A 13,474-nucleotide genomic window follows, 5' to 3' on the forward strand; every position below is an offset into this window, starting at 1 on the left:
CTGCTATAAATGCGATGATGAAGCAGGTTGTTGCTGCTAAGAGGGTTGGGATCATCAATACTCCAAACCAGCCTACGTATAGCCGATTATCTGTTGATGTTACCCAGTTGCAAAACCGCTCCCACAATGATGCGCTTTCGCGTCTTTGTAGAGTTGTTGTCATATCTATGATTGCTTTTTGTCGTTATCTAAACCCAAAAAGGGTAGGAATATTTCCTTATTTATTAGCTTAAATGCTTCATTGAGATTTGTAAATCTTTTAAATATAAGCTTTCCTTATGAAAAATATTTATTTTTCTTTTAGGGTTAGCTGATTGCAAAGCGAGTTAGTAGAGATATTTGGTGAGTTCGTAACTAGGGGTTGTTAGCCCCGAATAAAAAACTGTGGAGTCTGGTTAATAACTAGTTGTGTTGACTACATCAGCCAGGAGGCCAATTCATATGCCTTCCACCTAAAATATGGAGGTGTAAATGATACACCGTTTGACCGCCATCGGGTCCAGTGTTGATGACTACACGATAACCATTTTCTAGCCCCGCTTGCTGTGCGACACGCTTTGCTGTTAGTAGCAGATGTCCCATCAATGCATGATCTTTTGATTCAGCATCGGCTAATTTTGCGATCGGTTCTTTAGGAATAACAAGGATGTGTACTGGGGCTTGCGGATTAACATCCTTAAAAGCAAGTGCTAGGTCGTCTTCATAAACGATATCAGCGGGGATTTCTCGCCGGATAATTCTGCTGAAAATAGTTTCTGTGATTTCACTCATACTGATCTACGTTTAATTCTGCTAGAGATTTAAAGGGTTATTGTTCTGGAATAAATAGTACTAATGTTAGCGCGGGTTTGGAGTGCATCAATTGTCGGTATTGATGCTTTGAAGGTGGGTGTAGAAATCGATGTAGCTGGTGGATTACCAGGAATTGTTGTTGTAGGACTACCTGACACAGCAGTACAAGAATCACGCGAAAGAGTGAAAACAGCGCTCAAGAATGCTGGATATGCTTTTCCCATGCGTAAAATTGTGATTAACTTAACACCTGCTGATGTGCGCAAAGAAGGACCAAGTTTTGATTTACCAATTAGTGTTGGTATTTTAGCGGCGTCAGAGCAGATTAGCGCTCAACTATTAGGAGATTATCTATTTCTAGGTGAAGTTTCGCTTGATGGTTCGCTACGCCCTATTGCTGGAGTATTACCTATTGCGGCTGCTGCACATAAATTAGGCATTGCAGGTTTGGTTGTTCCTGCCGATAATGCTCAAGAAGCTGCACTAATCAAAAATTTGGCAGTATATGGTTTTAAGCATTTATCTGAAGTTTCTCATTTTCTAAATAATCCAGAGCGATATCAACCAGTGCAGAGCAATATACAGCAGTTGAGTAAGACGCGCTCGTACAGTGGGGATTTAAAAGACGTCAAAGGTCAAGCTCATGCACGCAGGGCATTAGAAATTGCCGCCGCAGGAGGACACAACTTAATTTTTGTAGGACCTCCAGGTAGTGGAAAAACAATGCTAGCTCGCCGTTTATCAGGGATTTTACCACCTTTGAGTTTTGCTGAAGCTTTGGAAGCAACACAAATTTACTCAGTCGCTGGATTACTAAAAAATCATGGTTCTTTGGTAAACGATCGCCCTTTTCGGAGTCCACATCATTCGGCTTCTGGTCCCTCACTTGTCGGTGGTGGTAGCTTTCCCCGCCCTGGAGAAATTTCACTAGCGCATCATGGTGTCCTGTTCTTAGATGAACTAACAGAATTTAAACGTGATGTCTTAGAATTCTTGCGCCAGCCGCTTGAAGATGGCTATGTGACTGTATCGCGGACGAGGCAATCTGTCGTTTTTCCAGCACAGTTTACTCTAGTTGCGAGTACAAATCCTTGTCCGTGTGGTTATTATGGCGACTCAATTCAACCATGTACCTGTTCGCCACGACAAAGAGAGCAGTATTGGGCAAAACTTTCGGGTCCATTGATGGATCGCATTGATTTACAAGTTGCTGTAAATCGCTTGAAACCAGAAGAAATTACGCAGCAGTCTACTGGAGAAAATTCAGATAGTGTGAGACAAAGAGTACAAGCTGCACGGAACCGCGCACTACAACGCTTCGATTCAGAAATTCGTTGTAATGCTGCTATGCAAAGTAGCCATCTGAAAACTTGGTGTCAGTTAGATGCAACTACATCTACTTTACTTGAAGGAGCAATTAGAAAATTAGGCTTATCCGCACGAGCAAGCGATCGCATCCTCAAAGTTGCTCGTACGATCGCTGACTTGGCTGGCGATGAGAATTTGCAAGTTCATCATGTTGCTGAAGCAATTCAGTATCGTACTATTGATAGAATGCAGTGAATTATTATTAACACAACTCCATATGTATAAATCGGCTCTCTCATCCTAAATCCTGGATTCGCCCCGTTACCCAATTCTAGAGATAAAATCGAACTTAAGAGTGTGGGTTCATCACACTTCGTTTAGGGAGTCGCAGGGAGTCTGCAATTCTTACAATGAAAACGGATGTGAGTGGGTTGGATTCCTGCAAGCTTACACTATTTAGCGACTGTTCGGCGAACATTGTGTGAGATAAATCAATGCTTCGTGTTGCTTGGTCGAGATTGATAGCGCGGCGATTCTGCATAAATTCTCTAGAGTCTGGCTTTTCCCAAATAGGTTGTATGCGCAGTAATACGATACGTTATCTCTGTACAAAAATGATGCCAAAACAATTGATAAATTGGCATGACCAAATGTAGTGACCTACAACTAAGTAAAGTTTGAGCCATTTGATTTAAGCACTTAAGTTAGAAGCTACAGCAAAAACTGTAGCTATTGAGCAGACAATTAAGTAAAAACTCAGAATAAACACTTAAGGCTAGCTAGCACGCTGATGTAGCCAGGAGACTAGTTGTGCCATTTGTTTTTTTAACTGATTAATTTCTGCTTGCATTTTTGTAACTTTTTCAGTTAGAATTTCCAGCTCACTTGTCTTTGTATCTTCTATGGAAGCTTGTATAACAGTAGTATTGCTAGTAACTGATTTACGTGGCAGCTTTGCTTTGTACATTGCTGACTTAATTGCTGCAATTAATTCTTTTTGTTCAAAAGGCTTAGAGACAAACTCAAAATATTCAAAAGGTTCCTGAATTTTCTCTATGACTTCTTCCTTACGTCCAGACATTAAAACAAGAGGGATTTTTTGCCAAGTATTATTTTGTTGAATTTGTTGAAAAACTTCCCATCCACTCAGTTTTGGTAAAAGAAAATCTAGCATGATTAAGCTGAGAGATTCTTGAGATATGAGTTTTATTCCTTCAACACCATCCCTAGCTTCTAAAATCTCAAAATTGCCAGGAGGTAACATTTCTTTAACTCGTGCTCTGATAACTCGGCTATCATCAATAACGAGTATTTTATTACTTGCCACAACGACGACTCCCTTAAAATAAAATTAATGCATAATAAATTTTCCATGTAATTACAATTACACGGTATCCAAACAATGAATGATAAATACTATCAGCGTTTTTTGCTAATACTAAGAAAGTAGATTAATAATTTGTGTACTTGTCCCTATTTGTTGCTTGTGCTTAACAGTGCTAACCTTGGAATATAGAAGTTGCCAGGATGACATTTCTCCTATAATTTATAACGATGACCTTATAGAATAAAATTAACGCTGCTACCGATCTCAGTCCAAGAGAAATTTTACTGATAACTACACTAAGGCTATTTTCAGTAAATTGAGGATTTAAGTAAAACTACGGTAGTCATGAGTACACTTGATTGAAATCTGCAAATTTGTCTACTGAAAAATGCAGTATTAGTCGAGTGTAGGTGTAGGTCGCAAGCAACATTTCGGAGATAACCTAGTTGTGTAGGAGATTACTTAAACTAAGTTGCTAAATTTTAGCTTATGACTAAGCCTGCTTCTAAACGCAATCTTGAACTTACAGTACCAACATGGGTACGCCGTTCGATCGGAAAAGCGAGTGAAATATCCACAGTTCAAAAAATTATCAAGCAACGTCAAATTCATACTATTTGCGAAGAAGGTCGCTGTCCTAATCGTGGTGAGTGTTATGCTCAGAAAACGGCATCTTTTCTCTTGATGGGACCAGTTTGCACTAGAGCCTGTGCTTTTTGTCAAGTAGATAAAGGTCATGCACCAATGGCACTAGATCCAGACGAACCGCGCAAGGTAGCAGAAGCTGTACAGTTATTAGGATTGCGTTATGTAGTGCTTACTTCAGTAGCGCGTGATGATTTACCCGATCAAGGTGCAAGTTGGTTTGTCAAAACGATGGAAGCGATTCGTGAAGATAACCCTGAGACACAAATTGAGGTGCTAACAGCAGATTTTTGGGGCGGCCATTCCCAAGAAGCAGGACAACGCGATCGCATTGCTACAGTCGTCAAGGCAAAACCGACGTGTTATAACCACAATATCGAGACAGTCCGTCGCTTACAAGGACCTGTACGCCGTGGCGCCAAGTATGAGCGATCGCTGCAAGTTCTCCAAATTGTTAAAGAAATTGATGCGAGTATTCCTACAAAATCCGGAATAATGCTAGGACACGGCGAAACTGAAGTTGAAGTGATAGAAACCATGACAGACTTGCGCGCAGTAGAGTGCGATCGCCTGACCATTGGTCAATATCTGCGCCCTTCTCTAGAACACCTCCCAGTGCAAAAATACTGGACACCTGAAGAATTTGAGCATTTAGGTGCGATCGCTCGTGAAATTGGGTTTACACACGTTCGTTCTGGTCCTTTAGTACGCAGTTCATATCATGCAGGTACAGAGGGTAGTTAGGTAGGCGGGTAGCGGGTATGAGGGTAGTTATGGAAAAACAGCAATTAAATCTCTCAATCTCTACAACTCGCCTACTCGCCTGCTCTACAACACTCCTACTCTTTCACTAGCCACTCACCCCGGACTTCGTCCCGCTGCGCTAACACCCCTCACCCCTATAAAAATATTTCTAGAGAAATGTACTCAAAGAAACCAATGTTTGGTATTTCTTAGTAAGTTACAACATTAGGAGTTGAATCTTATGACTGCTCAAGCTACCAAAGATGCCACGATTAAGACAGGTAATCCTCCCTATCCATATCGGACTATCATTTCCCTTATCTTACTAGCGGGCAACTTCTTAATCGCTGCAATTTATTTCCGCGTCATTAATCCTTAGTCTACTTAAATTTTGAGGATTAGGGAGCTAGTTTGATCTCAAGTGAGTGTCATTACCGTAAACTAGCGTTGTTAGGTGTTAGAGGGATAACTATCTTTCCGCTAGCGCTTAACCCCTAACCTCATACATTCAGATGGTTCCTTTAAATAAACCTTTGGGACGAATCAGTAGCACCAGAATCATAATTAAAAGTGCTACTCCTTGTTTGTACTGGGAACCGAGAAAAGGCGTGCTGACTTCTTGGGAAATACCAATAATAAAAGCAGCAGCGATCGCACCGTATGGATTACCAATTCCCCCTAAAATTACAGAAGCAAACATTGGTAAAATAAGAAACCAGCCCATGTTAGGGCGTACTGCGGTAATCAAGCCATACATACTACCGCCTAATGCCGTTAAACTGCCAGCAATCACCCAAGTCCAAACTACAACTTGGTCAACATTGATACCAGAAACTCGGGCAAGATCGATGTCATCAGCAACCGCACGCATTGCTTTACCAACTTTTGTATTCTGCAATAAGTAGTGCAATGCCAAAATGACTAGCACTGCTAAACCAAGCACAATAATTTGATTTTGAGGAACTTTAAGACCAAAAATATCTCTTGCAGGAGAAATAGGCAGATTGTAAGCTTGATTGCTACCACCCCAAACAAAGACAATGCCATAGCGCACGAAAAGTGCAAGTCCAATTGAGAGAATAATCAGTGTTGTAGAAGTCGCACGATAAGTACGCATTCGCGACCAAAGTAGCTTTTCTGCTAGTAGCATCGCGGCTATAGTACCAATTGCTCCTATGAAGATAGAAAGCCAAATATTCACTCCTACGGTGTTAACAACGAGCGTGAGATAAGCTCCCAGCGTCATAAAATCTCCGTGAGCAAAATTTGCCAAACGCAGTATTCCATAGGTTAGTGTTAATCCTACTGCAGCTAAAGCAATGATGCTACCTACTGCAATTCCATTGACGATAAGTTGGGCTTGTTGTACGTCCATTTGATTAATTTGCGAGTCGAGTATGAATTGTACTTAAGGAGGCAACAATAATCTATGGTTGTATCATGACTCACATGGAGGCAGACAAGATGCCTACCCCGCGTCTCAATATGTAATTTGGTCAGCCGACTCATCTCATCTGGTTTCATATCACAACTTTCTTGTGGAACATAGATAACAATAAAATAGAAAATTTCCTTCTCCACTCAAGTCACTGAAGCTTAAGTAAGTAAAAAAAAAAGCATTCAGATGATTCAATTGGGAAAATTTGGGGAATACATAATTATGAAGGGTTTGCTTTGCTGACAACTTGAGTTAAATCATGATGGTGTTTCAACCTGATGCGTACCCACTAATTGAGCTTTTTTGAATGGCTTAAAGCTTTATATGCAGCAGTTTAGTACTACTAGAAGGGATACAAGTGGACGCAACACCTATTGAGCAAAAGGTTGCTAGTTCGGAGGTGCTGCAATTTCAGCAGTTGCTTGCTGATTTGTGGCTAGAACGTAGTTTAAACGAGTTACAAAGTCTAATTAATAGCTGCTTAGCTCGTGCTAGGAATAGTCAACAATCTTTACAAGAGTTGGAATCTGAAGTTTTTCAAACACTTGTACGTCAACTTAGCGTTTCTTTCAAAACAAACAAAGTCGCGATCGCACTTCCTCAGGGCTTATCGCCACTTGCTGTTACTCATAACACTGGCGTTGCGGTACTGACTGAACTAGACTATCAAATTTGCTATACTGCCTTATCCACAGATGCGACAACACAATTGCAGCAATCAACAGGAGTATCAAGCAAACACAAATTTTGGCAACTAGAACAAGTCATCTCACTTCAAGATTTACAAAAACTTCAGAATCAAAAGCCCAAATCTGCATGGGTGTTACAAAATGAGCAAGGAGTTGTTGCTTGGTTGACGATCGCCACAGCAGCGTTACCAATGAATGCAACATTTACAGAAAAGTTAAAAAGACAACTTCAGCCGCAATTGATTGAGCGATCGCTGAATGCAACTATGCAAGTTATTGTACAACTGCAGCAATTACAAGCACTAACCGTTAACTATCAGCAATTAAAAATTCAAAATCGCGATCTGTCGCGGACTAACAAGTTAAAAAGCGAATTTTTAGCGAATACAAGTCATGAAATTCGTACTCCTCTCAGTTCAATTCTTGGTTTTACACATCTTTTAAAAGCACAAGGATACAATCCAGAAAATCATAGACATCAAGAGTATCTCAACATTATTCTGACTAGCGGTCAACACCTTTTAGCATTAATCAATGATATTTTAGATTTATCCAAAATTGAGGCAAATCAGCTAGAAATTGCCAAAGAAACTGTCAATATTCCTGAGCTTTGCCGTAGTGCAATTGGTTTAGTCAAAGAAAAAGCCAGTGACAAAAATCTACAACTGCAACTAGATATTGATCCTAACGCTACTACCTTGGTGGCAGATTCGTTGCGTTTAAAACAGATGCTGTTTAATCTGCTTTCCAATGCCCTCAAGTTTACCAACAAAGGTGCAGTCGGCTTACAGGTTCAACAAAAAGGTGTATTTATCCACTTTACAGTATGGGATACAGGTACAGGAATTGCCCAAGAGAAGCAGTCGCAACTATTTCAGCCTTACGTTCAAATTTCTAACGTCGTTGCTGGGCGTCAAGAAGGAACAGGTTTAGGATTAGCTTTGACGCAGAAACTCGCACAACTTCATGGTGGTTGTGTAGAAGTCCAATCAAGAGTAAATCGCGGTTCAAAATTTACAATTGTTCTTCCTTTAACAGCAGCAGTTGCTAACACTGCAGCCGAGGTACAAAAAGGCGATCGCAATTCTTCAGAAGGCAAGTCGCAAGTCTCTATACAAACAACTGCTCCTCAAATTCCCGCATCCAAAGTTGCTACTGTGATGTTGGTAGAAGATAACTTTCACAACGCTAAGTTGATGACGACGTACTTGCGGAAGTTAGGACACCAAGTTATTTGGGTAAATAGCGCTGCACAGATGTGGGAAGCACTGCCAAAAAAGAAACCAACAGTTATTTTGATGGATGTTCATTTACCTGACGTCGATGGACTAACCTTAATCCAACAGCTACAAGCCAATGAGGAGTATTGTCAAATTCCCGTAATTGCTCAAACCGCAATGGCAATGAAAGGCGATCGCGAAACTTGTCTAGCCGCAGGAGCAATTGATTATATTTCTAAACCGATTGATCTGCAGGCTTTGGCAAGCTTAGTGAACAAGTACAGTGATCCAAATCACTGATATTTTGTGGAGAAAGCCGAACGCTAGTGTGGGGACTAATCTCCTACCTAGACTAAATATTCCATGTCACGTCATTTTAATAGTCTTCGTACCCGCCTTAACTGTCTTGTCCTCCTTGCTGTTTTACCAGGGTTAGGACTCACGTTTTATGCTTACACGAAAGAACTGCAGTTACGCAAGGCTTACATACGGGAGCAGGCCGTATTGTTAACACGGGTTGTCAGTACTCATCATGAACAAGTCATTACCGACACCCAGCAGTTGCTCGCAATTTTAGCACAGCTACCTCAAATTCAAAGTAGTCATAGGATTTGTAGCTCTCTATTGAAAAGTTTACAACAACAGTACCCGCGTTATGCATCTTTGGGAGTTGTACAACGTAGTGGTAACGTGTCGTGCAGTTCTACTCCCAGCCAAAACGTTAACCTTGCAGATCGCTCTTGGATGCGAAATGCTATCCAAAAACAGCAGTTATCTGTGAGTGATTATCAAATTGGTCGCATGACTCGTAAGCCAGTCATTGTTTTTGGCTATCCTGTCATTAATACGACAGATCGACAAGTAGAATCAGTTGTTTTTGCCTCCTTGGATTTAGCGTGGCTCAACCAATTCATTGCTCAAATTAAACTACCACCTAGTACTTCTTTAATTATTGTTGACTTCAAAGGTATCGTCCTTGCGCACTATCCCAAAACTGAATGGGTAGGCAAAGCACCTAACTTGCCAATCATTCAAAAAATTTTGGCACAAGGTAACGGTGTGGTGGAGGTTGTTGATGTCGATGGAATTCCTCGTTTGTATGCCTTTAGTAGCTTGAGTGACTTACCGCAAGTTAACGCTTATATGGGTATTGGGCTTTCTGAAAAGGCTCCGTTTGCCATTGCTGAGCGGAATTTACAACGCAATCTACTGGGGCTAGCCATGATTACTGCTGGTGCGATCGCAATTTTGTGGATTGGGAGTAATGTGTTTATTCTGCATTGGATTAGACGGTTCACATATGCGATTAATCGCTTGGCAGGTGGAGATTTCACAGCCCGTATGACCTTAGAACATATTCCCCAGGAAATGCAACAGCTTGCTAATACGTTCAATAGCATGACAAGATCGCTATCCAGCCAGATTGCACAACGCAATCAAGTTGAGCAAGAACTTAAACAAGCAAATGAGCGCTTTCAACTTGCGACAGCAGCCGTTAACGCGATCATCTACGACTGGGATCTGACTAAAAAGACAATTACTAGAACACAAGGGCTATTTGATGTTCTTGGCTACAGGACAACAGAAGCTGATTCTACTGACGATTGGTGGTTTGAACGCATTCATCCTGACGAGCAAAAGTATGCTCGCAACTACATTGCACAAGTTCTGAAAAGTGCTTGTACTGATTTCTCTTTGGAATATCGCATCCGCAATCGAGATTGTCAGTACATTTATGTCTGGGAAAAAGGGTTGATTGTCCGCAATCCAAATGGCAACGCAGTGCGTGTTGTCGGTAGTATCTTGGACATTACTGAGCGCAAGCAAGCTGAAACTGCACTCAGCCAGATGAATGTTACGTTAGAGCAACAAGTGCAAGAACGAACTGCGCAGCTAGCAGCAACGAACCAAGAACTTGAATCATTTTGCTATTCAGTCTCCCATGACTTACGCGCTCCTTTACGGCACATTACTGGTTTTGCAGAGGCGCTAGCACAGCAACTAGAACGCGATCGCACCGCTGATGTCAAAGTTAATCGTTATATCGAAGCTATCCAAAGTAGTAGCGAACGCATGACGATGTTAATTGATGGCTTACTGACACTTTCTCGCGTAGGTAGAAAGCAATTAGTAGAGCAACCTGTCGAGCTTTATACGTTAGTAGAAACTGCAATTTCTTTAGTAATGAGCCAAGTTGAGGATTCCCCCAGCCGTGCTATAGAGTTTCAGGTGGATCGCTTGCCTACAGTGAGAGGAGATCCAACATTGATTCAACAGATCTTGATTAATTTAATTGATAACGCTGTTAAATTCAGTCGTGATGCACAGCCAGCAATTATCCAAATTGGTTCTTTATCAGATCGTACTTTGTTTGTTAAAGATAACGGTGTTGGGTTTCAAATGGAATATGCCGATCAGCTCTTTAATGCTTTTCAACGCCTACATTCACAAAGGGAGTTTACAGGAACAGGGATTGGTTTAGCAATCGTACAGCGCATTATTCATCGACACGGAGGCACAATTTGGGTTGATAGTCAACCGAATCAAGGAACTACTTTTTATTTTAAACTCGGGCAAGTGGTTGAGGACTAGATTATTGTGGAAGTTGAGCCATCTCGGATTCTTCTTGTAGAAGATGAACCTTTGAATGTTGAGCTTTTTCAACTAGCTTTAGAAAGCTACCATTTTGTGAATCAAATTGATATTTTAGATGACGGCGAACAAGCACTACAATACTTGTTAGGCACAGAAGGTAGTTTGCCAAATCGCCCATTACCCGATCTGATCTTATTAGATCTCAAGCTACCAAAAATTAGTGGGATTCAAGTTTTACAAGCAATTCGCGCTCATCCTCGCACTCGTGATATTGCCGTAGTTGTCTTAGCGTCTTCTCAAGATGACAAAGACTTAAATGCTTGTTACGCTCTAGGAGTTAATCAGTGTGTTACCAAACCTCTTGGATTTGAAAAATTTATCAGTATAGTTCGTCAAATTGGCTTGTGTTGGGTTTTACTCAAAAAGCCACTGCTACCACCTGAATTTTAGAGGCATGATCAACGTTTTTAATTGCGCTCAATCTCAGCCTGTGCAAAAGCAAAAAGGAGAACTAAGTCTAAAACTGCTGATTGTAGAGGATGTGTTAGCAGATGTCGAGTTAATGGTAATCGCTCTAGAAACAGCAGAGATCCAGTTTGTTTACGATGCAGTTGATAACTTAATACACTGCGAGCAATTATTACAAACGAAGCAATATGATGCTGTACTAGCAGATTATCGCTTACCACAATTCACGGCATATCAAGTATTACAGTTATTGCAGCAATCAGCACAAGAAATTCCGTTAATTTTAGTTACGGGTAGTTTGGGAGAAGAAGCTGCGGTTGAATGCATCAAAGCAGGAATGACTGATTATGTCTTGAAAGAACGGTTGTTTCGCTTACCAATGGTACTTCAGCGATCGCTAGCAGAATTTGCCTTACGTCGTCAGCAAAAAGCATCAATCGTTTGCATTCAACAACAGGCACAGCAGCAAGCAATTATCAACCGCATTGTGCAAGCAATGCGCGAAACTTTGATACTCGATGAGGTTCTTAAATCTACTGTAGACGCGCTACATGATGCTTTAAATCCTAGTCGATGCTTCATTTCTCAGCCTGATGTTCAAAAAGAAATGTGGGTTAATCATGTTAGTGCCGCAACGTTGAATCGAGAAGATTGCATAGGTGTTAAATGTTTTATTTATCCTCACTATCAAGAAGCATTTCAAAGAGGAGAAATTATAACTATAAGTTGTAATGATTCTAATATTCCATTAGCATTGCGAGATCTGATTAAAGCTTGGAATATAAATTCTGTTTTAATTGCTCCTTTATTATATCAACAAACACTTTTAGGAGGAATTGTGCTTCACCAATGCGATCGCGATCGCGTATGGAATTCTGATGAAATTTCTCTAATGCAAGCTATTAGTAATCAGTGTGCGATCGCTATTCATCAAGCACAATTGTTTCGTCAACTACAGCAACAAACTCAATGGGAAAAAACACTCAATCAAATTTCTCGTTCAATAAATTCTAGTCTCGATCCTGAATACATCTTACAAGAAATTGTGCGGCTCACAGGTGAATGTTTTGCGGTTGACCGAGTCATGATTTATGCTTTAGAAAATGAGCAAATTGAAATTACGCGAGAATGGCGTTCTTCAGCAGAAATTTGTTCTTTATTAGGGTATATTACCCCTTTGACTGAGTGGAGCGCAGCTATTGATTTTTCTCCTTATAAAGTTTTTTATGCTCCACACATGGAGAAAATTCGTGCAACGTCAAAAGAAGTAGATATCGTCAAGAGTGTTCCACAGCTAACAGTGTTAAGCGTGCCAATTTTTATTAGAGGTGAGTTTTTTGGTGGTTTAGCACTACATGCTATGACACGGGAGCAGGAGTTCTCTGAAGAAGAGATTAGTTTACTTCAAAGAATTGCTGATATGGCAGCGATCGCCTTGTACAATGCTCAAAGTTATGAACTGCTTGAAGAACTGGTCAAAAAACGAACTCAAGAGTTAGAGGCAGAAAAACTGCTTTCTGATGCAGCAAATCGGGCAAAAAGTGAATTTCTAAGTAATATGAGTCATGAGTTACGAACTCCTTTAACTGGCATTTTAGGTTTTTCAAGTATTTTAATAGAAGAGATTTTTGGTAGTTTAAATGCTAAGCAAAAACAATACATTGCCGGTATCCATACCTGTGGTAAACACTTATTAGAATTAATTAACGATCTTTTAGATTTAACAAAAATTGAAGCAGGGAAAGAAGAACTAGCTTTAGAAAAAATTGAAGTACTAAAAGCATGTCAAGACTGTTTAGCTTTATTTACAGAAAACCAATTACCAGAACTACAACTGAAGTTTGCGATCGCCCCTGACATCAGTACTTGCGTTGCCGACCAAAGACGGTTAAAACAGATTTTAGTCAACTTGCTTTCTAATGCTTTTAAATTTACAGAAGTTGGTTCAATAACCTTAAAAGTTGAGCAGACTGAAGCGGCAATTTTATTTTCTGTTATTGATACTGGTATTGGCATTTCTCCTCCCGATCAAGAAACTTTATTTCAACCATTTCAGCAGCTAGATAGCGGACTTGACCGCAAATACGAAGGTACTGGCTTAGGTTTAGCTTTATCGCGCAAACTTGCACGACTGCACGGTGGTGATATCACAGTACAGTCGCAGCTTGGAAGTGGTAGTTGCTTTACCGTAATCTTGCCTCACTCCCCGCAGATCAATTAATCGAGCTAGCGACCAAAGCTCAGGGAG

10 protein-coding genes and 1 pseudogene are annotated in these 13,474 nt (G+C 40.6%); 7 read left to right on the forward strand and 4 right to left on the reverse strand.

Going from position 1 to position 13,474, the window contains the following annotated elements:
- Positions 1-163: pseudogene (locus CSQ79_RS22240) on the reverse strand (photosystem II q(b) protein); the annotation flags it as partial.
- 257 nt (positions 164-420) lie between these two features.
- The gene (locus CSQ79_RS22245) at positions 421-771 is read right to left on the reverse strand and encodes a histidine triad nucleotide-binding protein (protein WP_099703316.1); all 351 of its coding nucleotides are present in this window, start codon (positions 769-771) and stop codon (positions 421-423) included.
- A gap of 63 nt (positions 772-834) precedes the next feature.
- Between CSQ79_RS22245 and CSQ79_RS22250 the strand changes: the two genes are divergently transcribed.
- Positions 835-2,355 carry a YifB family Mg chelatase-like AAA ATPase gene (locus CSQ79_RS22250; RefSeq protein ID WP_099703317.1) on the forward strand — a complete coding sequence of 507 codons (1,521 nt, stop codon included), beginning with the start codon at positions 835-837 and terminating at the stop codon, positions 2,353-2,355.
- 520 nt (positions 2,356-2,875) lie between these two features.
- On the opposite strand, the gene CSQ79_RS22255 is transcribed toward CSQ79_RS22250, so the two are convergent.
- Positions 2,876-3,427: a response regulator gene (locus tag CSQ79_RS22255; RefSeq protein ID WP_099703318.1), complete on the reverse strand. Its 552-nt coding sequence runs from the start codon at positions 3,425-3,427 to the stop codon at positions 2,876-2,878.
- Between the two features lie 489 nt (positions 3,428-3,916).
- On the opposite strand from CSQ79_RS22255, the gene lipA reads away from it, so the two are divergent.
- Positions 3,917-4,816 (forward strand): lipoyl synthase, encoded by a 900-nt coding sequence (gene lipA, locus CSQ79_RS22260; RefSeq protein ID WP_099703319.1) that lies wholly within the window; start codon positions 3,917-3,919, stop codon positions 4,814-4,816.
- Between the two features lie 241 nt (positions 4,817-5,057).
- Positions 5,058-5,195: a photosystem I protein PsaX gene (locus CSQ79_RS22265; RefSeq protein WP_099703320.1), complete on the forward strand. Its 138-nt coding sequence runs from the start codon at positions 5,058-5,060 to the stop codon at positions 5,193-5,195.
- Positions 5,196-5,324: 129 nt separating this feature from the next.
- Here the strand turns inward: CSQ79_RS22265 and CSQ79_RS22270 are convergent, their stop codons facing one another.
- Positions 5,325-6,191, reverse strand: coding sequence for a branched-chain amino acid ABC transporter permease (locus CSQ79_RS22270; RefSeq protein ID WP_099703321.1), 867 nt, complete (start codon positions 6,189-6,191; stop codon positions 5,325-5,327).
- 421 nt (positions 6,192-6,612) lie between these two features.
- Between CSQ79_RS22270 and hrmK the strand changes: the two genes are divergently transcribed.
- From hrmK to CSQ79_RS22290, 4 genes are all read left to right on the forward strand, one after another.
- Positions 6,613-8,463 carry a hybrid histidine kinase/response regulator HrmK gene (hrmK, locus tag CSQ79_RS22275; RefSeq protein ID WP_289501432.1) on the forward strand — a complete coding sequence of 617 codons (1,851 nt, stop codon included), beginning with the start codon at positions 6,613-6,615 and terminating at the stop codon, positions 8,461-8,463.
- Positions 8,464-8,526: 63 nt separating this feature from the next.
- Positions 8,527-10,755 (forward strand): ATP-binding protein, encoded by a 2,229-nt coding sequence (locus CSQ79_RS22280; protein WP_099703323.1) that lies wholly within the window; start codon positions 8,527-8,529, stop codon positions 10,753-10,755.
- 6 nt (positions 10,756-10,761) lie between these two features.
- A complete protein-coding gene (locus CSQ79_RS22285) occupies positions 10,762-11,208 on the forward strand; it encodes a response regulator (RefSeq protein WP_099703324.1) in 447 nt (148 codons plus the stop codon).
- A 4-nt stretch (positions 11,209-11,212) separates the two neighbouring features.
- Positions 11,213-13,447: a GAF domain-containing protein gene (locus tag CSQ79_RS22290; protein WP_099703325.1), complete on the forward strand. Its 2,235-nt coding sequence runs from the start codon at positions 11,213-11,215 to the stop codon at positions 13,445-13,447.
- Positions 13,448-13,474: the final 27 nt, after the last annotated feature.

Origin of the sequence: Gloeocapsopsis sp. IPPAS B-1203 (genome assembly GCF_002749975.1) — a bacterium.
Taxonomy (GTDB): Bacteria; Cyanobacteriota; Cyanobacteriia; order Cyanobacteriales; family Chroococcidiopsidaceae; genus Gloeocapsopsis.